25 protein-coding genes are annotated in these 24,622 nt (G+C 73.8%); 17 read left to right on the top strand and 8 right to left on the bottom strand.

Annotated elements, in window-relative coordinates; genetic code table 11:
* The first annotated feature begins 66 nt into the window (after positions 1-66).
* The 3 genes from C229_RS0126025 to C229_RS0126015 all read left to right on the top strand — a co-directional run bounded on the left by C229_RS0126025 (position 67) and on the right by C229_RS0126015 (position 4,241).
* The gene (locus tag C229_RS0126025; RefSeq protein ID WP_018658058.1) at positions 67-2,433 is read left to right on the top strand and encodes an ATP-binding cassette domain-containing protein; all 2,367 of its coding nucleotides are present in this window, start codon (positions 67-69) and stop codon (positions 2,431-2,433) included.
* Between the two features lie 162 nt (positions 2,434-2,595).
* A complete protein-coding gene (locus C229_RS0126020; RefSeq protein WP_018658057.1) occupies positions 2,596-3,186 on the top strand; it encodes a TetR/AcrR family transcriptional regulator in 591 nt (196 codons plus the stop codon).
* Between the two features lie 95 nt (positions 3,187-3,281).
* Entirely contained in the window at positions 3,282-4,241 is a 960-nt protein-coding gene (locus C229_RS0126015) for an NAD(P)H-quinone oxidoreductase (protein WP_018658056.1), read from the top strand.
* Positions 4,242-4,251: 10 nt separating this feature from the next.
* On the opposite strand, the gene corA is transcribed toward C229_RS0126015, so the two are convergent.
* Positions 4,252-5,232 (bottom strand): magnesium/cobalt transporter CorA, encoded by a 981-nt coding sequence (gene corA / locus C229_RS0126010; RefSeq protein ID WP_018658055.1) that lies wholly within the window; start codon positions 5,230-5,232, stop codon positions 4,252-4,254.
* A gap of 255 nt (positions 5,233-5,487) precedes the next feature.
* On the opposite strand from corA, the gene C229_RS31910 reads away from it, so the two are divergent.
* Positions 5,488-5,763, top strand: coding sequence for a hypothetical protein (locus C229_RS31910; protein WP_018658054.1), 276 nt, complete (start codon positions 5,488-5,490; stop codon positions 5,761-5,763).
* A 98-nt stretch (positions 5,764-5,861) separates the two neighbouring features.
* On the top strand, positions 5,862-6,866 hold the full coding sequence (locus C229_RS0126000; protein ID WP_018658053.1) for a GlxA family transcriptional regulator: 1,005 nt from the start codon (positions 5,862-5,864) through the stop codon (positions 6,864-6,866).
* Between the two features lie 21 nt (positions 6,867-6,887).
* Here C229_RS0126000 and C229_RS0125995 read toward each other — a convergent pair whose 3' ends face one another.
* Positions 6,888-7,481: a TetR/AcrR family transcriptional regulator gene (locus C229_RS0125995; protein WP_018658052.1), complete on the bottom strand. Its 594-nt coding sequence runs from the start codon at positions 7,479-7,481 to the stop codon at positions 6,888-6,890.
* 97 nt (positions 7,482-7,578) lie between these two features.
* On the opposite strand from C229_RS0125995, the gene C229_RS0125990 reads away from it, so the two are divergent.
* Entirely contained in the window at positions 7,579-8,523 is a 945-nt protein-coding gene (locus C229_RS0125990; protein WP_018658051.1) for an SDR family oxidoreductase, read from the top strand.
* 28 nt (positions 8,524-8,551) lie between these two features.
* Here C229_RS0125990 and C229_RS0125985 read toward each other — a convergent pair whose 3' ends face one another.
* Positions 8,552-9,382, bottom strand: a complete 831-nt coding sequence (locus tag C229_RS0125985; protein ID WP_018658050.1) for a DUF4253 domain-containing protein — start codon at positions 9,380-9,382, stop codon at positions 8,552-8,554.
* Between the two features lie 256 nt (positions 9,383-9,638).
* Here C229_RS0125985 and C229_RS0125980 point away from each other — a divergent pair, with 256 nt between their 5' ends.
* The gene (locus tag C229_RS0125980) at positions 9,639-10,004 is read left to right on the top strand and encodes a hypothetical protein (RefSeq protein WP_018658049.1); all 366 of its coding nucleotides are present in this window, start codon (positions 9,639-9,641) and stop codon (positions 10,002-10,004) included.
* A gap of 57 nt (positions 10,005-10,061) precedes the next feature.
* A complete protein-coding gene (kynU, locus tag C229_RS0125975) occupies positions 10,062-11,288 on the top strand; it encodes a kynureninase (RefSeq protein WP_018658048.1) in 1,227 nt (408 codons plus the stop codon).
* On the opposite strand, the gene C229_RS32395 is transcribed toward kynU, so the two are convergent.
* Positions 11,285-12,652, bottom strand: coding sequence for a threonine/serine exporter family protein (locus tag C229_RS32395; RefSeq protein WP_240487399.1), 1,368 nt, complete (start codon positions 12,650-12,652; stop codon positions 11,285-11,287). The genes kynU and C229_RS32395 overlap by 4 nt on opposite strands.
* Positions 12,653-12,792: 140 nt before the next feature.
* Between C229_RS32395 and C229_RS0125965 the strand changes: the two genes are divergently transcribed.
* The gene (locus C229_RS0125965) at positions 12,793-14,256 is read left to right on the top strand and encodes an alpha/beta hydrolase family protein (RefSeq protein ID WP_018658047.1); all 1,464 of its coding nucleotides are present in this window, start codon (positions 12,793-12,795) and stop codon (positions 14,254-14,256) included.
* Positions 14,257-14,262: 6 nt separating this feature from the next.
* Here the strand turns inward: C229_RS0125965 and C229_RS0125960 are convergent, their stop codons facing one another.
* The gene (locus C229_RS0125960) at positions 14,263-14,967 is read right to left on the bottom strand and encodes a TetR/AcrR family transcriptional regulator (protein ID WP_018658046.1); all 705 of its coding nucleotides are present in this window, start codon (positions 14,965-14,967) and stop codon (positions 14,263-14,265) included.
* Positions 14,964-16,187: an acyl-CoA dehydrogenase family protein gene (locus C229_RS0125955; RefSeq protein WP_018658045.1), complete on the bottom strand. Its 1,224-nt coding sequence runs from the start codon at positions 16,185-16,187 to the stop codon at positions 14,964-14,966. The genes C229_RS0125960 and C229_RS0125955 overlap by 4 nt, the downstream gene beginning before the upstream one ends.
* Before the next feature lie 37 nt (positions 16,188-16,224).
* On the opposite strand from C229_RS0125955, the gene C229_RS0125950 reads away from it, so the two are divergent.
* Together C229_RS0125950 and C229_RS0125945 are read left to right on the top strand one after the other, a co-directional pair.
* A complete protein-coding gene (locus C229_RS0125950; RefSeq protein ID WP_240487398.1) occupies positions 16,225-16,980 on the top strand; it encodes an SDR family oxidoreductase in 756 nt (251 codons plus the stop codon).
* A 30-nt stretch (positions 16,981-17,010) separates the two neighbouring features.
* Positions 17,011-17,967 (top strand): quinone oxidoreductase family protein, encoded by a 957-nt coding sequence (locus C229_RS0125945; protein WP_018658043.1) that lies wholly within the window; start codon positions 17,011-17,013, stop codon positions 17,965-17,967.
* On the opposite strand, the gene C229_RS0125940 is transcribed toward C229_RS0125945, so the two are convergent.
* Together C229_RS0125940 and C229_RS0125935 are read right to left on the bottom strand one after the other, a co-directional pair.
* Positions 17,964-18,638 (bottom strand): response regulator, encoded by a 675-nt coding sequence (locus tag C229_RS0125940; protein ID WP_018658042.1) that lies wholly within the window; start codon positions 18,636-18,638, stop codon positions 17,964-17,966. The genes C229_RS0125945 and C229_RS0125940 overlap by 4 nt on opposite strands.
* Before the next feature lie 10 nt (positions 18,639-18,648).
* Positions 18,649-19,899 (bottom strand): sensor histidine kinase, encoded by a 1,251-nt coding sequence (locus C229_RS0125935; protein ID WP_051109128.1) that lies wholly within the window; start codon positions 19,897-19,899, stop codon positions 18,649-18,651.
* Between the two features lie 140 nt (positions 19,900-20,039).
* Here C229_RS0125935 and C229_RS36120 point away from each other — a divergent pair, with 140 nt between their 5' ends.
* The 6 genes from C229_RS36120 (at position 20,040) to C229_RS0125910 (ending at position 24,593) form a co-directional block, all read left to right on the top strand.
* The gene (locus tag C229_RS36120; RefSeq protein WP_420804685.1) at positions 20,040-20,129 is read left to right on the top strand and encodes a putative leader peptide; all 90 of its coding nucleotides are present in this window, start codon (positions 20,040-20,042) and stop codon (positions 20,127-20,129) included.
* Positions 20,130-20,170: 41 nt separating this feature from the next.
* Positions 20,171-21,001, top strand: coding sequence for an ABC transporter permease (locus C229_RS0125930; protein ID WP_018658040.1), 831 nt, complete (start codon positions 20,171-20,173; stop codon positions 20,999-21,001).
* Positions 20,977-21,720, top strand: a complete 744-nt coding sequence (locus tag C229_RS0125925) for an ABC transporter ATP-binding protein (protein ID WP_018658039.1) — start codon at positions 20,977-20,979, stop codon at positions 21,718-21,720. Before C229_RS0125930 ends, C229_RS0125925 begins: the two co-directional genes overlap by 25 nt.
* Positions 21,717-22,727 (top strand): ABC transporter substrate-binding protein, encoded by a 1,011-nt coding sequence (locus C229_RS0125920; RefSeq protein ID WP_018658038.1) that lies wholly within the window; start codon positions 21,717-21,719, stop codon positions 22,725-22,727. Before C229_RS0125925 ends, C229_RS0125920 begins: the two co-directional genes overlap by 4 nt.
* Entirely contained in the window at positions 22,724-23,875 is a 1,152-nt protein-coding gene (locus tag C229_RS0125915; RefSeq protein ID WP_018658037.1) for an LLM class flavin-dependent oxidoreductase, read from the top strand. The genes C229_RS0125920 and C229_RS0125915 overlap by 4 nt, the downstream gene beginning before the upstream one ends.
* Positions 23,876-23,957: 82 nt before the next feature.
* Positions 23,958-24,593, top strand: a complete 636-nt coding sequence (locus C229_RS0125910) for a class I SAM-dependent methyltransferase (protein WP_018658036.1) — start codon at positions 23,958-23,960, stop codon at positions 24,591-24,593.
* The last annotated feature ends 29 nt before the right edge of the window (positions 24,594-24,622 follow it).

Below are 24,622 nucleotides of genomic sequence, written 5' to 3'. Positions count from 1 at the left end.
CGTCCCGGTCACCGGGGAGGGACAGGGCGGGGGCCCGGCCGGGCGAGACTCGAAGATGGAGACACGATGGGCAAGGCCACGACGAAGGACGCGAGCGGGCACGACGTCATCCGCGTGCGGGGCGCGCGGGAGAACAACCTGCGGGACATCAGCGTCGAGATCCCCAAGCGCCAGCTCACGGTGTTCACGGGGGTGTCGGGGTCGGGCAAGAGCTCGCTGGTGTTCGACACGATCGCGGCCGAGTCGCAGCGGCTGATCAACGAGACCTACAGCGCGTTCGTGCAGGGGTTCATGCCGACGCTGGCGCGGCCCGAGGTGGACGTGCTGGAGGGCCTCACCACCGCGATCATCGTCGACCAGCAGCGGATGGGCTCCGACCCCCGCTCCACGGTCGGCACCGCGACCGACGCCAACGCGATGCTGCGCATCCTGTTCAGCCGCCTGGGCGAACCGCACATCGGCTCGCCCAACGCGTACGCGTTCAACGTCCCCTCCGTCCGGGCCAGCGGCGCCATCACCGTCGAGCGCGGCGCCGGCACCAAGACCGTCAAGGAGACCTTCAACCGCACCGGCGGCATGTGCCCGCGCTGCGAGGGCCGGGGCGCGGTCTCCGACATCGACCTGTCCCAGCTCTACGACGACACCAAGTCGATCGCCGAGGGCGCCTTCACCATCCCGGGCTGGAAGTCCGACAGCTACTGGACCGTGCGCATCTACGCCGAGTCGGGCTTCCTCGACCCGCACAAGCCGATCAACAGGTTCACCAAGAAGGAGATGAAAGACTTCCTGTACCGGGAGGCGACCAAGGTCAAGGTCGAGGGCTCGACCCTCACCTACGAGGGGCTGATCCCCAAGATCCAGAAGTCGTTCCTGTCCAAGGACAAGGAGGCGATGCAGCCGCACATCCGCGCGTTCGTGGAGCGGGCCGTCACGTTCGCCACCTGCCCCGAGTGCGGCGGCACCCGGCTCAGCGAGGCCGCCCGCTCCTCGAAGATCCGCAAGGTGCACATCGGCGACGTGTGCGCGATGCAGATCAGCGACCTGGCCGAGTGGGTCCGCGACCTGGACGAGCCGTCGGTAGCGCCGCTGCTCACCGCCCTCGGCCGGACGCTCGACTCGTTCGTGGAGATCGGGCTGGGCTACCTGTCGCTGGACCGCCCGGCGGGCACGCTGTCCGGCGGCGAGGCGCAGCGCGTCAAGATGATCCGCCACCTCGGGTCGTCGCTCACCGACGTCACCTACGTCTTCGACGAGCCCACCGCCGGGCTGCACCCGCACGACGTCCAGCGCATGAACGACCTGCTGCTGCGGCTGCGCGACAAGGGCAACACCGTGCTGGTGGTCGAGCACAAGCCGGAGGTCATCGCCATCGCCGACCACGTGGTCGACCTCGGCCCCGGCGCGGGCACCGACGGCGGCACGGTCTGCTTCGAGGGCACCGTCGAGGGGCTGCGCGGCGGCGGCACGATCACCGGCCGCCACTTCGACGACCGCGCCGCGCTCAAGGCGTCGGTGCGCGAGCCGTCCGGCGCGCTGGAGATCCGCGGCGCCGACGCCAACAACCTCCAGGACGTCAGCGTGGACGTCCCGCTCGGCGTGCTGTGCGCGGTGACGGGCGTCGCGGGCTCGGGCAAGAGCTCGCTCGTCCACGGCTCGCTGGAGTCCGACGAGGGGATCGTCTTCGTCGACCAGACCCCGATCCGCGGCTCACGGCGCAGCAACCCGGCGACGTACACGGGCCTGCTCGATCCGATCCGCAAGGCGTTCGCGAAGGCCAACGGCGTCAAGCCCGCGCTGTTCAGCGCGAACTCCGAGGGCGCCTGCCCGGTCTGCAACGGCGCCGGGGTGATCTACACCGATCTGGCGATGATGGCCGGGGTCGCGTCGCCCTGCGAGGAGTGCGAGGGCAAGCGGTTCCAGGCGGCGGTGCTGGAGTACGAGCTGGGCGGCAAGGACATCAGCGAGGTGCTGGCGATGCCGGTGACCGAGGCCGCCGCGTTCTTCGGTGACGGCGACGCCAAGACCCCGGCCGCGCACCGCGTCCTGACCGCGCTGGCGGACGTCGGCCTCGGCTACCTCACGCTCGGCCAGCCGCTGACGACCCTGTCCGGCGGCGAGCGGCAGCGCCTCAAGCTGGCCACCCACATGAACGACAAGGGCGGCGTCTACGTTCTGGACGAGCCCACCACCGGCCTGCACCTCGCGGACGTCGAACAGCTCCTCGCCCTGCTCGACCGCCTGGTCGACTCCGGCAAGTCCGTCATCGTCATCGAGCATCACCAGGCCGTCATGGCCCACGCCGACTGGATCATCGACCTCGGGCCCGGCGCCGGGAACGACGGCGGCCGCGTCGTCTACGAGGGCACGCCGGCCGAACTGGTCGAGGCCCGCTCGACCCTCACCGGCCGGCACCTCGCCGGCTACGTCACCTGACGTCCGACGTCGGCCAGCGCGCGCGGGGCGTTCGCTCGGCGTGGATCGACTCCGGTGCTGGTGCCGACCTCCGTGCCGGAGCGGGACGGAGGCGGCCGCTCCTATCATGTTCGTGGTGCTCACATGGTGTGGACGCCACGAACCGGCGGGGAGTCCGAAACCGTGTCGCGAGCCAGTGCCTCCTACCACCACGGCGACCTGCGGGCCGCCTGCCTGCGCGCGGCGCGCGAGCTGCTGGAGGAGGACGGCGACGCCGGGCTGTCGCTGCGGGCGGTGGCGCGGCGGGCCGGGGTGTCGGCGACGGCGCCCTACCGCCACTACGCCGACCGCGACGCGCTCGTCTCGGCGGTCGCGGCGGAGGGGTACCGGGAGCTGGCCGGGCACCTGGCCGCCGCGCATCCCGCGCCGGAGACGCCCGACGACCTGGCCGCCGTCGCCGTCGCCTACGTGCGGTTCGCGCTCGACCACCCGGCCCTGTTCCGGGTGATGTTCGGCGGGCCGTGCGATCCGGGCGATGCGGAGCGGGCCGCCGCGACCGCCGCCATCACCGGGTACGTGGACGGCATCGTCCGGGCCGCCTTCCCCGGCCGCGAGCCGGGCGCGCTGCCGACCGCCGTGTGGGCGCTCGTGCACGGCCTGGCGTTCCTGCACCTGGACGGCAAACTCGACGCCTCGACGCCCGAGGCCGTCGCCGCGCAGGTCCGGGACGCCGTCCGGGCCGTGCTCGACGTCCCGCCCGCCGGCCGGGCGTAGTCCCCGCCGTCAAAGTTGACGCTGTTTACTTCACGACCTAATGTACGCGCTGTAAACATTAGGCGGAGCTGGGCGTACCCGGGTAGGGAGCGGACATGAAGGCGATCACGATCAGGGAGCCGGGCGGCCCCGAGGTACTGGAGTGGACCGACGTCGAGGACCCCGTCCCCGGCCCCGGCGAGGTCATCGTCGACGTCGCGGCGAGCGCGCTGAACCGCGCCGACGTCATGCAGCGGATGGGCCTGTACCCGGTGCCGCCGGGCACCTCGCCGTACCCGGGGCTGGAGGTCTCCGGCCGCGTCGGCGCCGTAGGCGAGGGCGTCACCGGGTGGCGGGCCGGCGACGAGGTCTGCGCGTTGCTGACGGGCGGCGGCCACGCGCAGAAGGTCGCCGTTCCGGCCGGGCAGTTGCTCCCGGTTCCCCGGGGCGTCGGCCTGGCCGAGGCGGCGGCGCTGCCCGAGGCCGCGGCGACGGTGTGGTCCAACGTCGTCATGACCGCGCGGCTCGGGCGGGGCGAGACCTTCCTGATGCACGGCGGGGCCGGGGGCGTCGGGACGATGGCGTTGCAGATCGCGAAGGCGCTCGGGGCGCGCGTCGTCACGACCGTCGGCGGCCCCGAGAAGGCCGCCCGCGCGCGGGAGCTGGGCGCCGACCAGACGATCGACTACCGCTCGGACGACTTCGCGGAGCACGGCCCCTACGACGTCATCCTCGACGTCATCGGCGGCGGCTACTTGGAGCGGAACGTCCGGTCGCTGAACACCGACGGGCGCTTGGTCGTCATCGGCCTCCAGGACGGTTTCGAGGCGCCGCTGAACCTCGCTGACCTGGTCTTCAGGCGCCTGTCGGTGCAGGGCACCACGCTGCGCACCCGGTCGGCCGCGCAGAAGGCCGCCATCGTCGCGGAGGTGCGGAAGAACGTGTGGCCGATGATCGAGAGCGGCGCGGTGCGGCAGATCATCGACCGGACCGTGCCCATGGCGAACGCCGCCGAGGCGCACCGGCTGATGGAGGACGGCGGGCACGTCGGCAAGATCCTGCTGGTCGACGGCTGAGCCGTCCGGTTCACAGCCAGCCGCTGCGGCGGAGCAGCCGGTGGACGACGGCGACGGCCGCGACCATGAGCGACATCGCCAGCGGATATCCGAACGTCCAGTGCAGTTCGGGCATGTGGTCGAAGTTCATCCCGTAGATCCCGGCGATCATCGTGGGGACGGCGATGAGGGCCGCCCACGCCGAGATGCGGCGCATGTCGGCGTTCTGCTGCATCGCCACCTGGTTCTGGCGGCTGCCCACCAACGCCAGGTGCGCGGTGAGGGCGCTGGACAGCAGTTCGTTCTGCGCGTCCACCTGTCCGTCGATGCGCAGGAGATGGTCCAGGACGTCGCGGAAGTACTCCTTCGTCCCGTGCAGCGACGCGACCCGGCCCCGCAGGATCTCCTCCAGCACCGGGATGAGCGGGTCCTGCGCGCTGCGGAACTCCAGCACCTCGCGTTTGAGGGAGTAGATGTCCTCGGTGACGTCGCGCTGCTCGGGACTGAACACCGCCCGTTCCAGCTCCATCAGGTCGACCTCGACCTCCTGCGAGATCCGCGAGTAGGTGTCCACGACCTGGTCGCACACCGCGTACAGGACGCCCGCCGGACCGGCGTCCATCAGCTCCCGGTCGGCCTCGACGCGGGCGCGGACCGCGCGCAGCGGATTGGCCTCGCCGTGCCGGACCGTGATGACGAAGTCGGCGCCGAGGAACAGCATGATCTCGCCGGTCTCGACGTCGGACGTCTCGTCGAGGTAGCGCAGCGTCTTCAGCACCAGGAAGACGGTGTCGCCGTACTGCTCCAGCTTGGGCCGCTGGTGGGCGTGGATGGCGTCCTCGACGGCCAGCGGGTGCAGCTCCAGCTCGGCGCTGACGAGGTCGAACTCGTCCTGCGTCGGTTCGTGCATCCCGATCCACACGAAGCAGGTGCCGTTGGCGCGCGCGGCGTCCAGCGCGTCGCTGATGTCGCCGGTGACGGTCTCGCGGTCGCCGTCACGGTAGATCGCCATGTCCACAATCACAGGCGGCAGTCTCCCGCATTTCTCCGGCGCGCACACCGCCGGCCGCCCTTCCCGGCGCTCCGGCCGGGCACCCCAGGATTCGCGCCGTCCCGGCTCCGGGCACTGGCCAATGCGTCCGGCCGCCGTAATCATCCTTTTATGAGATCCGGGAGGAACGGAGGGAGCCACACTTCCCATGACGGTGGACTCCGCTTTTCCGCGCCATTCCCGGACCGTCGATCCGGAAGACCGGAAGGAGAACCGATGAAGAAGACCGGCCGGCTCGGCACCCTGCTCCTCATCGCGGGTGCGCTCACGTTCGGCGCGGCGGCCCCCGCCGTCGCGGCACCGGGGGCGGAGGCGCCCGCCGCCAAGGCGCCGCAGGCCGACACGTGGGAGTTCGTCGGCTACTACTACTGGGTGTCGGACTGCATGAGCGACGGCCAGCAGGGCCTGCGCCACCACATCTGGAAGAAGTTCCGCTGCGACGACGGGTCCTGGTTCCCCGGCGACGACTACGAACTGTGGGTCGTCTACTAGGAGGCCGCAGAGCGCGGTCGCAGAATACGATCACGGCCCGGCGGGAATTCTGGGGTACTCGTCCCGCCGGGGCGGGCGAATGCTCCTACGCTGAACGCATGGAGAAACGCCGGGTCGTGGTCGTCGGTTATGACGACGCCGAACTGATCGACATCGCCTGCGTGACGTCCGCGCTGGCGCTGGCCGGACGGCTCGGCGCCGCACCGGCGTACGAGGTGCACGTCGCTGCCGTCGCGGGCACCGGCATCCGCTGCGAGACCGGGCTGACGCTGGGCGTCCATGGAGAACTGGCCGCCGTCCGCGACGCCGACACGCTGATCGTCTCCGGCGGCCGGGGGCACCGGGCCGCCGCCGACGACGCCGGGCTCGTCCGGCAGGTGCGGCGGCTGGCGGCGCGGTCCCGCCGGGTCGCGTCGGTCTGCACCGGCGCGACCGTCCTCGCCGAGGCCGGGCTGCTGGACGGGCGCCGGGCCACCACGCACTGGCTGTACGCCGAGGAGCTGGCGGCCCGCTACCCGGCGGTGACGGTCGACGCCGCGCCGATCTTCGTCCGGGACGGGCGGGTGTCCACGTCCGGCGGGGTGACCGCCTCGCTCGACCTGACGCTGGCGTTCATCGAGGAGGACCACGGCCCGGAGCTGGCGCGCCGGGTCGCGATGGGCATGGTCACCTACCTGCAACGGCCCGGCGACCAGGCGCAGATGAGCATGTTCACCACCGCGCGGCGGCCCGGCGACGCCGTCGTCCGCGAGGTGGTCGACCACGTGCTGGCCCACCCGGGCGCCGATCTCAGCGTCGCCGCCCTGGCGGACCGCGCCAGCACCAGCCCGCGTCAGCTCACCCGGCTGTTCCGCGAGCACCTGGGGGAGTCCCCGGCGGCGGCCGTGCGCCGGATGCGGATCGAGATCGCCGCGCGTCTGGCCGCGACCACCGACCGTCCCCTGTCCCAGATCGCGCACGGTTGCGGCTTCGCCTCCGCCGAAAGCCTCCGCCAGGCGTTCGTGGCCCGCTTCGGCGTCAGCCCCCAGACCTTCCGCGCGAGCCGGACCCGTCCCCGTCCCCTCGCCGTGCCGGACGCGGGCGTCTCCCGGGCGCGGGGCTGACGACGCGGCGGCGGTTCCCGGTCAGTCCGGCCGGGACGCCCGCGCGATGGCGGCGATCACCTTGTCCAGCCCGTGGTCGGCCGCGCCGGGCGGCAGCGCGCCGCTCACGGCGAGGCCGACGTATCCGTGCAGGGGCGCGAAGACGGTCAGGGCGACGTGTTCCACCGGCCCCGCGCGCACCTCGCCCCGCCGCTGCCCGTCCGCGATCAGGTCCAGGAACCGCCCGACCCAGCGACCGGCGGCGGCGCCCACCGCCCCGGACGCCTCGGGGCCGTGCTTGGCGGAGAACATCAGGTCGAGCAGCGCGGGATCGGCCAGGGCGAACGCTACGTAGGCGCGGGCCACGGCGTCCAGCCGCGCGGCGAACGTGGCGTCGGCGTCCGCGCGGGCCGCGTCGAGCGTCGCGGTGAGCCGCTCGAAACCGTCGAGCGCCAGCGTGTCCAGCAGCGCCCGCTTGGTCGTGAAGTGCCGCCGGGGAGCGCCGGGGCTCACCCCGAGGTCGCGCGCCAGTTCCCGGAGCGACAGGCTCTCCTGGCCCCGCTCGCGCAGCGTCCGCGACGCGCGCGCGAGCAGCGCGGCGCGGAGGTCCCCGTGGTGGTAGGCGCGCTTCTGCATGTTCTCAGCCTATTTGACCCAACGCATACGGAGTATTCATCGCCTACATTGTTGTCACTGCATACTTTCGGTCCGGGCATCACCGCTGGAGGTTCACGTGCCACGCAGGAACATCGACATCACCGTGCCCGACCTCTCCGGACGGCGTGCCGTCGTCACCGGCGCCAGCGACGGCATCGGGCTCGGGCTCGCGACCCGGCTCGCCGCGGCCGGGGCCCAGGTGCTGCTACCCGTGCGCAATCCCCGCAAGGGCGAGGCCGCCGTGGAGAAGATCCGCGCGACGGTCCCCGACGCCGACGTCTCCCCGCGCACCCTCGACCTGGCGTCGCTCGACTCCGTCGCCGCCCTCGGCCGGACGCTGCGCGAGGAGGACCGGCCGATCGACCTCCTCGTCAACAACGCGGGCCTGATGACCCCGCCCCGCCGGGGAACGACGCAGGACGGCTTCGAGTTGCAGTTCGGCACCAACCATCTCGGTCACTTCGCCCTGGTCGCCCACCTGCTCCCGCTGCTGCGCGCCGGACGCGCCCGGGTGACCTCGCAGATCAGCGTCGCGGCGAGCCGGGGCGGGATCAACTGGGCCGACCCGAGCTGGGAGCGCTCGTACGACGGCATGCGGGCCTACCGCCAGTCCAAGATCGCGCTCGGGCTCTTCGGCCTCGAACTCGCCCGTCGCAGCGCGGCGAACGGCTGGGGTCTCACCAGCGACCTCGCCCACCCCGGGGTCGCCCCGACGAACCTCCTGGGCGCACGCCCCGAGATCGGCCGCGACCGGCGGACGCTGGGCGGGCGCGTCATCGGCGCCCTGTCCGCGCGCGGCCTCCTGTTCGGCACGGTCGAGACGGCCGGGCTGCCCGCCCTGTACGCCGCGACGGCCCCCGACGCCCGCAACGGCGGGCTCTACGGGCCGAGCGGTCCCGGGCACCTCGGCGGACCGCCCGCCGAGCAGGCGCTCTATCCCACGCTGCGCGGCACCGAGGACGCGCAGCGCCTCTGGCGGCTCTCCGAGGAGCTGACGAAGGTGACCTTCCCCGTCGGCTGAGGCCGCGTCCCGCCGCCCCGGCGGCGGGTCAGTCCCACCAGAAGGACCAGGACGTGCGGCCCCGGATCTCGTCGGCGTAGCCGGCGAGGTCGCCGGGGCCCTGGAAGAGGATGTCGGGGCAGAAGGCCCAGTGCTCGGCGGCCACCTGGAGGGCGTGACGGGCCGTGACGGGGGGCGCGGCCACGCTGAGTTCGAGGGTGTTGAAGCCGAGCCCGACGACGCGGGCGGCGAAGCGGTCCTCCCAGCTCCGCACGACGGCGGCGAGCGGGGCCGTCCACTCGTTGTGGTTCAGGGCGCCCTGCCAGCCGACGGCGGCGATCGCGTCGGCGCCGCGTTCGACGGCGACCAGGCCGAGCGACAGGCCGCGTCCCTCCAGCAGGCGGGCGTGCCGGTCGGCGACGAGCCCGGGGTCCTCGGTGGCGGCGCCGCGCGGGGCCGGGCCGGGGCATTCCAGCCCGAAGGGGGCCAGCTCTTCGGCCTCCTCGGCGGTGGCCTGCTCGGCCCACTCGCTCCACACCTCGGACATGAAGGCGATCGGCGCGTAGTTGCCGATCTCCTCGACGGGTTCGGGGGCGACCTGCCCGGCGGCCCACGGCTGGTCGGAGTCGTCGAGCAGCAGCGGCCACAGCCCCGAGCGCGGGTGCTCGGCGCGCAGCCGCGCCCACAGCTCGCCGCTGACGGGTTCCTCGCTCACCCAGAACGCGGGCCCGGTCTGGATCCGGCGCTGCGGATACCCGGGGTCGGGCCAGACGACGTCGCCGGGCGGCAGCGGTGTGCCGAGCACGCGTCCGGCGGCGCCGTCGCCGAACAACTGCGGCAGCGTGCCGGGGAGCCGGGGCCGCAGATCGAGGTCATCCATTTCACGCCGTTCCGGTACAGACCATGCCAACGAGATCTTGACACTCCGGGAATGGTAACCGCGCGAAGCGCGCGAGGGGGACGCCGCGGTGGGTTCGGTGCACCGCCCCCGCACCACCCCAGGTCAGCCCCGATCACGATCTGGTCGCGGTCGGACACGGCCGACCCCGGACCGGACCATGACCCCCCGAAGGGTGACCGGAGAAACGCGAAGGGTAATCATCGTACGTAGCGATCCCTTGACCCGAAAGGGCACGATGATCTTCTCAAGACGGCGAGGCGCGGCGCTCGCCGCGCTCACCCTCGCCACGTCCGGTGTCGCGCTTCCCGCGCACGCGGCGCCGTCCCCGGGCCACAGGCCGCAGTGGATCCTCAAGGTCCGGTCCGGATACGCCCTGGCCAACGGCCGCACGGCGCCCCGGCTGAGCGCGGAGATCGTCACGCACATCAGCAACAACGGCTTCCCGCTCTGCGGCGACAACCCGTGCGTGATCGTCCAGGGCGACCACGTCAACGCGTGCGGGCAGTCCACCGACCGTTGGTTCCGCTGGTACGACCCGGTGATCGAGAAGACCGTGTTCTTCTCGCAGACCTGCGCCGTCATGGTGCGCGAGAACGTCTAGGGGCGCCGGACGGCGGGCGGGGGTAGAGTCCGCGCAGGCCAGGAAAGGACCGTGCGCATGACCAGGCTCGACGCCGCCGACCCGCTGCCCACGCTGCGCGGGGAGTTCCTCGTCCCGCCCGCCCCCGGCGGCACGCATCCCGAGGCGGCCTACTTCGCCGGGAATTCGCTCGGCCTCCAGCCGCGCGCCACCGCCGCCCGCGTCACCGAGGTGCTGGACGACTGGGGCGCGCACGCCGTGGAGGGCCACTTCGCGGTCGACCGGCCGTGGACGCGCTACCACGAGCCGCTGCGCGCCCCCACGGCACGGCTCGTCGGCGCGCTGCCGCACGAGGTCGTCGTGATGAACGCGCTGACGGTCAACCTGCACCTGCTCATGGCGAGCTTCTACCGCCCGGCGGGGGTGCGGACCCGGATCGTCATCGAGGACGCCGCGTTCCCGTCCGACTCCTACGCGGTCGCCGGGCAGGCGGCCCTGCACGGCCTGGACCCAGCGGCGACGGTCGTCCGGCTGCGTCCCCGCGACGGCGAGGACGAGCTGCGCACCGAGGACGTCGTGGCGTTCCTGGAGCGCGAGGGCGCCACGGTCGCGCTGGTGCTGCTCGGCGGCGTGAACTACCTGACGGGCCAGGTCATGGACATGGCCGCGATCACGGCGGCGGGCCACCGCGCGGGCGCCGTCGTCGGCTGGGACCTGGCGCACGCCGCCGGGAACGTCCCCCTCGACCTGCACGACTGGGACGTCGACTTCGCCGCCTGGTGCACCTACAAGTACCTCAACGGAGGACCGGGCGCCGTCGCGGGGGCGTTCGTGCACGAGCGGCACGCGCGGGACACCTCGGTGCCGCGCCTGGCGGGCTGGTACGGCGCCGACCTGTCCGTCCGGTTCCGGATGGACCCCGTCCTGGACCCGCCGCCCACCGCCGACGGCTGGGCGGTGTCCAACCCGTCGATCCTGTCGCTGGCGCCGGTCGCGGTGTCGCTGGAGATCTTCGACCGGGTGGGGCTGCCCGCGCTGCGCGCCAAGAGCGAACGCCTCACCGGCCACCTGGACGCGCTGCTCGCGGGCGTCCCGGGCGCGCGGGTCGTCACGCCGGAGGCGCGCGGCGCGCAGCTCTCGGTCCGCGTCCCGGACGCCAAGGCGATCGTCCGCCGCCTGGCCGCCGAGCACGGCGTCGTCGCCGACGCCCGCGAACCCGACATCGTCCGCCTCGCCCCGGTGCCGCTCTACAGCACCTTCGAGGACTGCGACCGCGCGGCGGCGGCGCTGGCGGCCCTGCTCTAGGTCCGCACCCGGCGGACGCGCAGCGCCCGCCGGGCGGGCCGGAAGATCCGCAGCAGCTCGCCGCCGACGTACACGCCGGCGCCGATGGCCAGGGCGGTCGCCAGCGCCTCGACGAGGATCAGCGCGCCCCGCCCGGTGTCGCCGGTGCTCAGCTCCAGCATGCCCCGGTACATGAGCGTTCCGGGCATCAGCGGCGCGATGCACGGCGTCACGCAGACCAGCGCCGGGACGCCGCGCAGCCGCGCGTACGCGGTGCCGGCGAAGCCGACGAGCGTCGCGGCGAGCGCGGTGGCGGGCGCGGCGGGCAGGTCGAGGCCGCGCAGCTCGACGTAGGAGCCCCACGCCATGACGCCGCCGAGCGCGACCGAGAGCAGGAACCGGCGCGGCACCAGGTGCAGCACGGCGAACGACATCGCGATCAGCGCGGCGCCGAGCGTCTGCGGCCCCGCGACGGTGGACGGCGCCAGCGGCAGGTTCCGCAGCGAGACCGGGACGCCGAGCCGCGCGCCGACGTAGGTGACGGCGCCGATGCCGCTGAGGATCGCGGTGATGGTGAACAGCACCTCGGCCAGCCGCGTCGTGCCGGTGACGAGGTCGCCGGCGATGCCGTCCTGCATGGACACCACCAGCGCCCGGCCGGGGATGTGCGCGATGACGACGCCGATGATCACGCTCCCGGCCTGGAGGTCGGCGCCCGTCGCCACGAGCAGCACGGTGACGAGCGAGCCGATGGCGGCGGCGACCCCGGCCTGGAAGAAGTCGGTGATGCCGCGCCGTGCGAGCCAGGCCCCGGCGCGCTCGCCGAGCAGCGTGGCGACGAACGCGGCGAGCATCGCGAACGGCCCGCCGCCGACGAGCACGGCGCCCGCGCCGCCCAGCAGCGACAGCGACAGTGGGGACAGCCAGGACGGATAGGCGGTGGGGCGGCCGATGATGTCCCCGAGCGTGAACTGCGCCTCGCGCAGCGGCAGCCGCCGCGCGGCGGCGGCGCGGACGAGGTCGTGCACGGCGACGAGCCGGGCGTAGTTGGGCAGCCGCCGCCGGACGCGCCGCTCGGCGGTGACGGGCGGGCGCCCGCCGCGCGGCCGGTAGGAGATGCCGACGGCGGCGAGCGTCACGTCGATCTCGGTGTGCGGCAGGCCGTAGGCGCGGGTGATGCGGCCCATGGCGAGATCGACGGCCTCGGCGGTCTCACCGCCCGCGAGCATGAGTTCGCCGACGCGCAGCGCGAGGTCGAGCGCGGCGTACGCCTCGGGGCCGACGCCGGGTTCGGCGCCGCCGCGCAGGGCGCTCTCCATGGCGGCGTAGGCGTCCGCGCCGCCCTGCTCCGCGCCCGCCCCCGGCCCCGCCGCCCACTCCGCCACGGCGACCGAGCGTAGTCAGCCGGATGCGGCGCCGGTCGTGGGCGGCGTGTGAATGGACGAGTCTTTGCCCTGGCAGCGGCACCGGTCCCGGTGATAGAAATCAGTCACTTATTTACATGATCGACCGGGAGCCACCCCCCATGCCCTCACCCCGCTCGCTCGCCGCCACCCTCGCGGCCGGGCTCCTCAGCGTCCCGCTCCTGGCCCACCCGGCCGGAGCCGCGGCGCCCGCGGACCGTTCCACCGAGGTCGCCTCCTTCGACGGCACCAAGATCGTCACGCACTTCTTCGCCGCGCGCGGCGTCCCCGCCGGGGCCAAGGCGCCGACCGTCCTGCTCGGCCACGGCTGGGGCGGACGCGGCGCCACCGACCCGGCCGCCGGGGAACTCGGCATGCTGCTCGGCGCCGGGTACAACGTCGTCACGTGGAACGCGCGCGGCTTCGGGTCGCCGGGCGAGGCGCACGTCGACCGGCCCGAGGTCGAGGGCCGCGACGTCCGGAAGCTCATCGACTGGACGGCCGCGCAGCCCGAGGTTCGGCTCGACGAGCCGGGCGACCCGCGCCTCGGCATGGCGGGCGGCAGCTACGGCGGCGGCATCCAGCTCGTCGTCGCCGGGATGGACGCGCGCGTGGACGCGATCGTCCCGACCGTCGCGTTCTCCAGCGTGCGCCGCAGCCTCTACCGCGACGAGGTGTTCCGCGCGGGCTGGGGCCTGTCGCTGTGCCTGGGCGGGATGCTGAACGGCAACAGGATCGCCGGACCCGTCGTCCAGGGCTGCCTGGAGGGGCTGGTGTCGGGCACGCTGTCACCGAAGATCGACCAGTGGTTCCAGGGCGCCGGAGCGGGCGACCTGGTGAAGAACATCAAGGCGCCGACGCTCGTCCTCCAGGGCACCGTGGACACGCTGTTCACGCTCCGCGAGGGCCTGGAGTTCTCCGAGCGGATCAAGAAGAACGGCGTCCCGGTCAAGACGGTCTGGTTCTGCGGCGGGCACGGGCAGTGCGTCACCAAACCCGGCCCGGCCGACCACCTCGGGAAGCTGACGCTCGCCTGGTTCGACCGGTACCTCAAGAAGAACACCGCGACCGGCACCGGCCCGGCGTTCGAGTACGTGGACCAGGACGGCGTCTACCACGGCGCCGCCGCCTACCCGCCGCCCTCGGCGGGCAAGCTCACCGGCACCGGCAAGGGCGGCCTCGTCCTCACCCCGTTCGACACCTCCGGCACCCAGCAGGCCGCGCAGCCCGCCAAGACCGCGATCACGATCCCGATCCCGGGCGCGGCGGGCCACGCCGTCGGCGTCCCGCAGCTCAAGGTCGGCTACCAGGGCAACGCGGTCAACGACCGCACGGCCGTCTACGCGCAGATCGTCGACACCGAGACCGGCGTCGTCCTCGGCAACCAGGCCACCCCCATCCCGATCATCCTGGACGGCAAGGCCCGCACGGTCACCCGCGACCTGGAGGCCGTCGCCTGGCGCATCACGCCGAACAGCAGGCTGGCGCTCCAGATCACGCCGGGCACGGCCCTGTTCACGGGCCAGAAGTCGGTCGGCTGGATCAACGTCACGAACGCGACGGTGACGGTTCCCCGAACCCCGTAGGCGGCACTACAGGGGCCCTGACTCCCGCCGCGCGGAGGCGCGGCCATCAACACGCGCCAGCCGTTCGCCGCCGCGCAGGCGGTCCAGGCCCAGCCAGACGAACTCCAGGGCCATCGCCTCGGCCTCCTCGCGGGGCGTGTCGGGGTGCTCCAGCCACCACGACACCGACGACAGCATCGACCCGTACATGAGCGGCACCAGCAGCCGGGCGCGGCGCTCGTTGACGGCGAGCGCGGCGGGCGACAGCGTCGGGTCGGCGCGGCGGCGGCGCAGCAGCAGCGCCGCGAACGCCTCGCCGAGCCGGTCGCGCAGCTCGCGCAGCTCGGGGCCGGTCTCGGGCTTGTCCAGGTGCCGGATGACGAGGTTCCACGCGTCGGGCTCGGCGGTGGCGTAGTCGAACAGCACCCGGACCATCGCCGCGATGCCGGCCACGCCGTGCGGCTCGGCGTGCACGGCCGCGTTCAGCCGGTCGGTCAGCTCGCCGACGATCGCGGCGGTGACCTCGGTGAACAGCTCCTCCTTGGCGGCGAAGTGCTGGTAGAGCAGCGCCTTGGACACCTGCGCGGCGGCGGCCACGTGCTCCATCTGCGTCAGGTGGTAGCCGCGCCGCCCGAACTCCTCCAGCGCGACCCGCAGCAACTGCTCCCGCCGCCGGGCGTGCGGCATCCGCCGCCGCACGCCCGGCCCCGCGTCCCCCGTGGTCTCGGTCACTTGCCGGTGTACTTGCCCAGCTCGGCGCGGGCGACGGAGCGGACGTGGACCTCGTCCGGCCCGTCGGCCAGCCGCAGCGTGCGGGCGCCCGCCCACATCTGCGCCAGCGGGAAGTCGTCGGAGACGCCGCCGCCGCCGTGGATCTGGATGGCGCGGTCGAGCACCTGGAGCGTGACGCGCGGCACGACGACCTTGATCGCGGCGACCTCGGAGCGGGCCGCCCGCACGCCGTGGTTGTCGATGAGCCACGCGGTCTTGAGCGTGAGCAGGCGGGCCTGCTCGATCGCCATCCGCGACTCCGCGACCTGCTCGCGGACGACGCCCTGCGCGGCCAGCGGCTTGCCGAACGCGACCCGCGACACCGCGCGCTCGCACATCATCTCCAGCGCCCGCTCGGCCATGCCGAGCGCCCGCATGCAGTGGTGGATGCGGCCGGGGCCCAGCCGCGCCTGGGCGATGGCGAAGCCGCCGCCCTCCTCGCCGACGAGGTTCTCCACCGGGACGCGCACGTCGGTGAAGGTGATCTCGCAGTGGCCCTGCTGGTCGTGGTACCCGAACACGGGCAGCGGCCGGACGATCTCCACGCCGGGCGTGTCGAACGGGACGAGCACCATCGACTGCTGCTGGTACGGGTGGCCGTCCGGGTCGGTCTTGCCCATGAGGATCATGACCTTGCAGCGCGGGTCGGCGGCGCCGGTCGTCCACCACTTGCGGCCGTTGATCACGTAGGAGTCGCCGTCGCGCACGATGCGGGTGGCGATGTTGGTGGCGTCGGAGCTGGCGACGTCCGGTTCGGTCATCGCGAACGCCGAGCGGATCTCGCCGTCGAGCAGCGGCGTCAGCCAGCGCTCCTTCTGCCCGGGCGTGCCGAACAGGTGGAGCACCTCCATGTTGCCGGTGTCGGGGGCCGAGCAGTTGAGCGCCTCGGGGGCCAGCGCGGGGGAGCGGCCGGTCAGCTCCGCGAGCGAGGCGTAGTCGGTGTTGGTGAGGCCGTGCTCGGGGTTCGTGCTGTCGGGCAGGAACAGGTTCCACAGTCCGCGCGAGCGCGCCTCGGTCTTCAGTTCGGACACGATGGGGGGAAGGTCGTGTTCGCGGCCCGCGGCGATCAGCTCCCGGCGCTGCGCGGCGTACACCGGCTCGGCCGGATAGACGTGCTCGGCCATGAAGTCCTGGAGGCGCCCGTAGTACTCCTGGGCGCGCCCGCTCAGTGCGAAGTCCATGGCTGTACAGTAACTGACGGGTCAGTTACTTGCGAGAGTGAGGGTGCAGATGTCGTACGACGCGCAGGGCAGGGTCGCACTGATCACCGGGGGCGCCAACGGCATCGGCGCGGCCGTCGCCCGCCGCCTGGCCGCCGCGGGCGGACACGTCGTGCTCGCGGACGTCGACACCGAGCGCGGCACCGCGCTGGCCGCCGAGCTGGACGGCGTGTTCGTCCGCTGCGACGTGCGCGAGCCCGCCGACAGCGCGGCGGCCGTCGCCGCCGCCGTCGGCCGCTTCGGCGGCCTCGACCTGGCGTTCCTCAACGCGGGCGTCGCGAGCGGCTTCGGCCTCGGCGACGACTTCGACCCGGACGCCTACCGCCGGGCGATGGCGATCAACCTCGACGGCGTGGTCTACGGCGTGCACGCCGCCCTGCCCGCACTGCGCGCGCGAGGCGGCGGCGACATCGTCGCGACGGCAAGCATGGCCGGGCTCACCGCCACCCCCTTCGACCCGGTGTACGGGGCGAACAAGGCGGCCGTGGTCGGCCTGGCCCGCGCCCTCGGCCCCGCGCACGAGCCCGAGGGCATCCGCGTCAACGCGCTCTGCCCCTCGTTCGCCGACACCGACATCATCGTCCCCATCAAGGACCACCTGGAGCGGACGGAGTTCCCGATCCTGGAGGTCTCCGCCGTCGTCGACACGTTCTTCGCCATCCTGGCGGGCAGGGGCGCGGGGGAGGCGTGGTTCGTCGTCCCCGGCCGCGAATCCGCGCCGTTCGCCTTCCGCGGCGTGCCCGGCCCCCGCTGACCCGTTCCACTTCCGACTGAGGAGACAACGTTGCGCGCGATCCAGATCACCGAGTTCGGCGGCCCCGAGGTCCTCGGCCTCGTCGACCTGCCCGACCCCGAGCCCGGTCCCGGCGAGCTGCTGGTGCACGTGTCCCGGGCGGGCCTGAACTACGCCGACACCCACCAGGCCGAGAACAGCTACCTGTCCAAGACCGAGCTGCCCTTCGTGCCCGGCGGCGAGGTCGTCGGCCACACCCCCGACGGACGCCGCGTCGTCGCGCTGCCCGGCGCGGGCGGCTACGCCGAGAAGGCCGTCGTGCCCGAGACGATGGCCTGGGACGTACCGGACGGCGTGGACGACGTCGCCGCGCTCGGCATGATCGTGCAGGGCGCGTCGGCGTGGGTGCTGCTGCGCCGCAGCGTGCACCTGGCGCCGGGGGAGTCCGTCGTCGTGCACGCCGCCGCCGGGGGCGTGGGCACGCTCGCCGTGCAGCTCGCCAAGGAGTTCGGCGCCGGACGCGTCATCGCGACCGCGTCCACGCCGGAGAAGCGCGAACTGGCGCTGGAACTGGGCGCCGACGTCGCGCTCGACCCGGCCGAACCCGACCTCAAGGCCGCGCTCATCGAGGCCAACGGCGGACGCCGCGTGGACACCGTGCTGGAGATGACCGGCGGCACCGTCACCGACCAGAGCCTGCGCGCGCTGGCGCCGTTCGGGCGGCTGGCGTTCTACGGCATGGCGTCCCGCGAACTGCCCGAGGCCGTGCAGCCCGCCACGCTCATGTCGCACTCCACGACGATCGCCGGGATGTGGCTGGCGCACATCTTCCGGCTGCCCGGCGACGTCATGGGCACCGCGCTGAACGAGCTGTTCGGCCTGGTGCGCGACGGGCGCCTGCGCGTCGTCGCGGGCGGCGAGTACGCCCTGTCGGACGTCCGCCGCGCCCACGAGGACCTGCGCGCCCGCCGCACCACCGGCAAGCTCGTCGCCGACCCGTCCCGCTAACCCGCCAGCCCGTTCTCGTAGGCGTAGACGACGGCCTGGGTGCGGTCGCGCAGGCCGAGCTTGGTCAGCACGTGCCCGACATGCGTCTTCACGGTCTGCTCGGCCAGCACGAGTTCCGCCGCGATCTCGGCGTTGGACAGCCCGCGCGCGATGAGCCGCAGCACGTCGCGTTCGCGCGGCGTCAGCGCGGCCGTCGCGGCGGGGCTCGGCCGCTGGTGCCGGCGGCGGCGCGCGAAGTCGCCGATGAGCCGCCGCGTGATCGACGGCGCGAGCAGCGCGTCGCCGGACGCCACGATCCGCACGCCCCGGATCAGCTCGGCGGCCGGGGCGTCCTTGAGCAGGAACCCGCTGGCGCCCGCGCCCAGCGCCTCGTACACGTACTCGTCCAGGTCGAACGTGGTGAGCACCAGGACCTTGGGCCGCAGGTCGGCGGGGTCGACGCCCTCGGGCGCGGCGCCGGTCAGCTCGGCGGTCGCGGCCAGGCCGTCCATGCCCGGCATGCGGATGTCCATGACGATGACGTCCGGGTCGAGCGCGCGGGCCATCTCCACGGCCTCGCGGCCGTCCCCGGCCTGCCCGACGACCTCGATCTCGGGGTCGGAGGACAGCAGCGCCGCGAGGCCGTCGCGGATCATGACCTGGTCGTCGGCGATGAGCACGGTGATCGTCACGGTCCCGACCTTAGTAGGGCAGAACGGCCTCCACCTGCCAGCCTCCGTCCTCGGTGGGGCCGACGGTCAGCTCGCCGCCCAGCATCGTGACGCGCTCGCGCATCCCGACCAGGCCGTGCCCGCCGCCGTCGCGCGCCTCCGGCCGCCCGTCCGGCGCCGCCGCGCCGGTGTCGGTGACCCGCACGGTCAGCGCCGCCGCGCCGTACCGCAGCTCGACGGCGGTGCGGGCGCCCGGCGCGTACCGGGCGGCGTTGCTCAGCGACTCCTGCACGATGCGGTACGCCGACAGCTCGACACCGGTCTCCAGCGGGCGCGGCACCCCGACGACCGCCGTCTCCACGGTGAGCCCGGCCTGGCCCGCCGCGCCCACCAGCTCCTCCAGCCGGTCCAGGCCGGGCTGCGGGGCGCGGTCGGCGCCCTCGTCGTCGGCGCGCAGCAGACCGACGACGCGGCGGGTCTCGGCGAGCGCGTCACGGGCGGCGTTGCGGACGACGCCGAACGTCTCCCGCGCGGCGTCCGGCAGGTCGGGGATCTTGTAGGGGGCGGCCTCGGCCTGCATGGCGATGACCGACATGTGGTGCGCGACGACGTCGTGCAGCTCGCGCGCGATGCGCGCCCGTTCCTCCAGCACGGCCTGCCGGGCCAGGTCCTCGCGGTGGCGTTCGGCCTGGCGGCGCAGCTCGGCCTCGGCCGAGGACCGCCCGCCGATCGCGTCGCCGAAGATCAGCACGGTGGCGGCGCCGAGCGAGAGCAGCAGCGCGTACCAGCCGGGCATGCCGAGCAGCGCGACCGGCACGATGATCCCGGCGATCGTCACGGTCCCGACGCCGAACGTGGCCTCCCGGTGCCCGGCCAGCGCGACGAAGAACAGCAGCAGCATGAACGCCAGCCAGCCGGTGACCGGCCAGGGCCAGAAGTAGCGGTCGTGCAGCAGGACTCCGCCGAGCAGGAACGCCGGGGCGCTGATCCGCCAGGCGGCCAGCGGCCGGAACGGCGCGTACAGCAGCGGCAGCACCTGCGCGGCGGCCAGCAGCCAGGCGAGCGTGACGCCCGGCGGCGGGTCGAAGACGTTCAGCGGGATGGCGATCGTGCCCGCCATGGCGCCGATCGCGGCTCCGGCGAGCAGCGCGAGCAGCGCCATCCGGGTGCCGAAGCCGACCGGCGGGACGAAGCCCGGCGGGTCGTGCGGGCCGGGGCGGACGGCGGCGCGCACGCCGTCGAGGAGCCGGACGCGGGCCGGGCGGTGCGGTGGTGCGTTCATCAATGCTGAGCCTAGGCGGCGCGCGAGGCCGCGGCATGCCCCGCCGGGTGGAGATCGCAACCGGCGCCGCAGGTAGCGGTCCCGTCCGTAACCCACTTAACCAGTATTGTCGATTGACTTAGTGGGAAATATCGGTCAGGGTGGAGCCCGTGGAACACCCCTCCTCCCTTCTCGTCGCCCGCCTGCACGTCGATCTCCGGCGCCAGGCGAGCTGCCTGTGTCGGCTCTGACGCGCTCACATCCGGCCTGCTCCGCACCCGAAGGGTTCCCCGTGTCCACCTCCTCCCTCGACCTCGCGCGCCCCGCGCCGCGCGCCGGACTGGCTCCGCGCGCCCCGCGCGCACCGCGTCCGGCCGTCCTCGCCCGCTGGATCAGCCCGCTCGCCGTCCTCGTCCTGTGGCAGGCGCTGTCCAGCGCGGGGCTGCTGCCCGAACGGCTGCTCGCCGCGCCCGTCACGATCGCCGCGACCGGCGTGGAGCTGTTCCGCGACGGCACGCTCACCGAGGCGATCGGCGTCTCGGTGCGGCGCGCGGCCCTCGGCTTCCTGCTCGGCGGCGCCGCCGGAATCGGCCTCGCCCTCGTCGCCGGGCTCGGCCGGATCGGGGAGAACGCCGTCGACCCGATCATGCAGATGCTCCGCGCGCTGCCGCTGTTCGGCCTCATCCCGCTGTTCATCCTGTGGTTCGGGATCGGTGAGACGCCCAAGGTCGGGCTCGTCGCGCTCGGCGTGGTGTTCCCGCTCTACCTCAACACCTTCGCGGGCATCCGCGGAGTGGACGGCAGGCTCGGCGAGGTCGCCCGGGTGCTGGACCTCGGACGCGGCGCGCTGATCCGGCACGTCGTGCTGCCCGGCGCGCTGCCCCAGGCGCTCGTCGGCCTGCGGCAGAGCCTCGGCATCGCCTGGCTCGCGCTGATCGTCGCCGAGCAGATCAACGCGTCGTCCGGGCTCGGCTTCATGATCAACAACGCCCGCGAGTTCCTCCGCACCGACATCGTCGTGCTCGGCCTCGTCGTCTACGCGGCGCTCGGCCTGGCCACCGACGCGGTCGTGCGGCTGCTGGAGAGGAAGGCCCTGTCATGGCGCGCGACGTTCCTGCGCTGACCGGCGAGGCCGTGGCGACCGTCACCGGCTTCTCCCGCCGCTTCGGCGACCGCACCGTTCTGGACGGCGTGGACGTCACGATCGGGCGCGGCGAGTTCGTCGCGCTGCTCGGCCGCAGCGGCTCGGGCAAATCGACGCTGCTCCGGGCGCTGGCCGGGCTCGACCCCGCACCCGCCGGTGAGCGGGACGGCATCGCCGTGGACGGCACCGTCGCCGTCGCCTTCCAGGAGCCGCGCCTGCTGCCGTGGAAGCGCGTCCGCGCCAACGTGGCCCTCGGGCTGCGCACCCCCGACCCGGGCGCCGCCGCCGACGGCGCGCTCACCGAGGTCGGCCTGATCGACCGCGCCGGCGCCTGGCCGCTGACGCTGTCGGGTGGCGAGGCCCAGCGCGCGTCCTTGGCCCGCGCGCTGGTCCGCCGGCCCGACCTGCTGCTGCTCGACGAGCCGTTCAGCGCGCTCGACGCCCTCACCCGCATCACCATGCACCGGCTCGTCCTGGACCTGTGGGAGCGGCACCGCCCCGGCATCCTGCTCGTCACCCACGACGTCGACGAGGCGCTGCTGCTCGCCGACCGCGTCCTGGTCCTGGACGGCGGCCGCATCGCGCACGAGTCCCGGGTCGGCCTGGACCGGCCCCGGCACCGCGACCACCCCCACCTGCTCGACCTCCGCTCCACGCTGCTCGCCACGCTCGGCGTCACCCCCGAAGGAACCGCATGATCCGCACGATCCGTCCCCGCGTCCTGCTGGCCGCCCTCGCGCTCGTCCTGGCGGCGGGTTCCGCCGCCTGCGGCGGGGACGACGAGCCCGCCGTCGCGCTCGGCCCCGACGGCAAGCCCGACCTGACCAAGGTGACGCTGCGGATCGGCGACCAGAAGGGCGGCCTCCGGGCGCTGCTCGGCGCCGCCGGGGAACTCGCCAAGGTGCCCTACAAGATCGAGTGGAAGGAGTTCACCTCCGGCCCGCCGCTGCTGGAGGCCGTGCACGCGGGCGCCCTGGACGTCGGCCCGGTCGGCAACGCCCCGCCCGTCTTCGCGGCGGCGGCCGGCTCGAAGATCAAGGTCGTGGCCGTGTCGGACCTCGGCCTCAAGGGGCAGGCGATCGTCGTCCCGGCGAACTCGCCGCTCCGGAACCCGGCGGAGCTGAAGGGCAAGCGCGTCGCGGTCGCCAAGGGCAGCTCGGCGCACTACCACCTGCTCACCGTGCTGGCCAAGGCCGGCCTGTCGTTCAAGGACATCGAGCCGCAGTACCTGGCGCCGCCGGATGCGCTCGCCGCGTTCAGCTCCGGCAAGCTCGACGCCTGGGCCATCTGGGACCCCTACACCGCCCAGGCCGAGGCGCAGACCAAGGCCCGCACGCTGGTGGACGGCACCGGCTACACCACCGGCTACAACGTCCTGGTCGCGGGCGACCGCGCGCTGGACGACGCCGGGCGCGAGGCCGCGATCCGGGATCTGGTGACCCGCCGCATCCGCGCGCTGGCGTGGTCCACCGACAAGCACAAGGAGTGGGCGAAGGTCTGGTCCAAGGACACCGGCCTGCCGCTTCCCGTCGCGGAGGTCGCCGCGCAGCGGCGCATCGCCAAGGCACTCAAGATCGATGATGAGTTCGTCCGCAACGAGCAGGCGCTCGCGGACGCCTTCCACGAGCAGGGCCTGATCCCCACCGAGATCGACTTCGCGAAGTTCGTCGACCGCCGCTACAACACGATCGAGGTGACCCCGTGACGCTGCGCTTCCACTGGTTCCTGCCCACCAGCGGCGACGGCCGCACGCTGATCGGCGGCGGCCACAACGCGCCGCTGCTGCTCAACGGCGGCGGGCCCGGCGCGTCCGCCAACGCCAACCGCGCGCCCGACATCGACTACCTCGCGCAGGTGGCGCGGTCGGCCGAACAGCTCGGCTTCGAGGCCGTCCTGACCCCCACCGGCACCTGGTGCGAGGACGCCTGGCTCGTCACCGCCGCGCTGCTGCGCGAGACGTCCCGGCTGAAGTTCCTCGTGGCGTTCCGGCCCGGGTTCGTCTCACCGACGCTCGCCGCGCAGATGGCCGCCACCTACCAGCGCATCTCCGGCGGGCGGCTGCTGCTCAACGTCGTCACCGGCGGCGAGGCGGCCGAGCAGCGCCGGTTCGGCGACCATCTCGACCACTCCGCGCGCTACGCCCGCACCGACGAGTTCCTGCGGATCGTCCGGGGCGCCTGGACCGGCACCCCGTTCGACTTCGAGGGCGAGCACTACCACGTCGAGGGGGCCACGACCGCGCGCCCGCCGGACCCGCTGCCGGAGATCTACTTCGGCGGCTCGTCCCCGGCCGCCGGGCCCGTCGCGGCCCGCAACGTGGACGTCTACCTCACCTGGGGCGAACCGCCCGCGCAGGTCGCGGAGAAGATCGCGTGGATTCGCGGCCTGGCGGCCGAGCAGGGCCGCACCCTGCGCTTCGGCATCCGGCTGCACACGATCTCCCGCGACACCTCCGAGGCCGCCTGGACCGAGGCGGGGCGGCTGCTGGACGGCCTGGACCCCGAGGTCATCGACGTCGCGCAGAAGGCGCTGGCCTCCAGCGACTCGGTCGGCCAGTCCCGGATGCGCCGCCTGCACGAGAACTACCGCACCGGCGGCGGCTCCGTCCGCGACCTGGAGATCCACCCGGGCCTGTGGGCGGGCGTCGGCCTGGTGCGCGGCGGCGCGGGCACCGCGCTGGTCGGCAGCCACGCCGAGGTCGCGGACCTCATCGAGGAGTACGCGGCCCTCGGCATCGAGGAGTTCGTGCTGTCGGGCTACCCGCACCTGGAGGAGGCGTACTGGTTCGGGGAGGGCGTCCTGCCCGAACTGCGGCGCCGGGGCGCGGCCACCGCCCTGCGCGCCACCGCCTGACGCCTCCCGGCGCGGGGAGAGCGCCGCCCCGGGACCGGTCCGCGTCCTTGCGGACGGCCCCGGGGCGGCGGACACTGCCGGGATGACCGATGATCGCAGGCACCCGATCTTCGCCCGGCTCTATCCCCGCATGGACGCGGCGTGCGCGAGGGCGGGCGGCGGCGAGCTGCGCGACGAGCTGCTGGCGAGCGCGCGCGGCCGCGTCCTGGAGGTCGGCGCCGGGCACGGCGCCAACTTCGCGCACTATCCCGCCACCGTCACCGAGGTCGTCGCGCTCGAACCCGAACCGACGCTGCGCGCCCGCGCCGAGGCCGCCGCGCGCGACGCGCGGGTGCCGGCGACCGTCCGGCCCGGCCTCGCCGAAGACCTCGACGTGGCCGACGTCTCCTTCGACACCGCCGTCGTGTCGCTCGTCCTGTGCTCGGTGCGCGACCCCGGCCGCGCCCTCGCCGAACTGCGCCGCGCGCTGCGGCCCGGCGGCGAGCTGCGCTTCTACGAGCACGTTCGCGGCGACACCCCGGCCATGGTCCGCTACCAGCGCGCCGTCGACGTGGTGTGGCCCTACGTCGCCGCCGGATGCCGGCTGACCCGCCCGACGGCCGACCGGATCGCCGCGTCCGGCTTCACCATCCGGCGGCGCCGCGACTTCCGTTTTCCCGGCGAGCGCAGCCTCCACCCGGCCGCGCCCTGCGTCATCGGCGTCGCCACCCGCGACTGAACGGAAACGAGGGTTCGAGCCGGGCATAG

Source organism: Actinomadura flavalba DSM 45200, from assembly GCF_000374305.1.
In the GTDB taxonomy this organism is placed as follows: domain Bacteria; phylum Actinomycetota; class Actinomycetes; order Streptosporangiales; family Streptosporangiaceae; genus Spirillospora; species Spirillospora flavalba.
This window is presented reverse-complemented; position numbering and strand designations above follow the sequence as displayed.

What these genes read in the sequence shown, in the direction of transcription:
- C229_RS0126000 (WP_018658053.1), top strand. Translation starts at nt 5,862, where the DNA reads ATGGAGAAACGCCGGGTCGTGGTCGTCGGTTATGACGACGCCGAACTG.
- C229_RS0126015 (WP_018658056.1), top strand. Translation starts at nt 3,282, where the DNA reads ATGAAGGCGATCACGATCAGGGAGCCGGGCGGCCCCGAGGTACTGGAG.
- C229_RS0125980 (WP_018658049.1), top strand. Translation starts at nt 9,639, where the DNA reads ATGATCTTCTCAAGACGGCGAGGCGCGGCGCTCGCCGCGCTCACCCTC.
- kynU (WP_018658048.1), top strand. Translation starts at nt 10,062, where the DNA reads ATGACCAGGCTCGACGCCGCCGACCCGCTGCCCACGCTGCGCGGGGAG.
- C229_RS0125965 (WP_018658047.1), top strand. Translation starts at nt 12,793, where the DNA reads ATGCCCTCACCCCGCTCGCTCGCCGCCACCCTCGCGGCCGGGCTCCTC.
- C229_RS31910 (WP_018658054.1), top strand. Translation starts at nt 5,488, where the DNA reads ATGAAGAAGACCGGCCGGCTCGGCACCCTGCTCCTCATCGCGGGTGCG.
- corA (WP_018658055.1), bottom strand. Translation starts at nt 5,232, where the DNA reads ATGGCGATCTACCGTGACGGCGACCGCGAGACCGTCACCGGCGACATC.
- C229_RS0125995 (WP_018658052.1), bottom strand. Translation starts at nt 7,481, where the DNA reads ATGCAGAAGCGCGCCTACCACCACGGGGACCTCCGCGCCGCGCTGCTC.
- C229_RS0125935 (WP_051109128.1), bottom strand. Translation starts at nt 19,899, where the DNA reads ATGAACGCACCACCGCACCGCCCGGCCCGCGTCCGGCTCCTCGACGGC.
- C229_RS0126025 (WP_018658058.1), top strand. Translation starts at nt 67, where the DNA reads ATGGGCAAGGCCACGACGAAGGACGCGAGCGGGCACGACGTCATCCGC.
- C229_RS0125925 (WP_018658039.1), top strand. Translation starts at nt 20,977, where the DNA reads ATGGCGCGCGACGTTCCTGCGCTGACCGGCGAGGCCGTGGCGACCGTC.
- C229_RS0125910 (WP_018658036.1), top strand. Translation starts at nt 23,958, where the DNA reads ATGACCGATGATCGCAGGCACCCGATCTTCGCCCGGCTCTATCCCCGC.
- C229_RS0125985 (WP_018658050.1), bottom strand. Translation starts at nt 9,382, where the DNA reads ATGGATGACCTCGATCTGCGGCCCCGGCTCCCCGGCACGCTGCCGCAG.
- C229_RS0125955 (WP_018658045.1), bottom strand. Translation starts at nt 16,187, where the DNA reads ATGGACTTCGCACTGAGCGGGCGCGCCCAGGAGTACTACGGGCGCCTC.
- C229_RS0125920 (WP_018658038.1), top strand. Translation starts at nt 21,717, where the DNA reads ATGATCCGCACGATCCGTCCCCGCGTCCTGCTGGCCGCCCTCGCGCTC.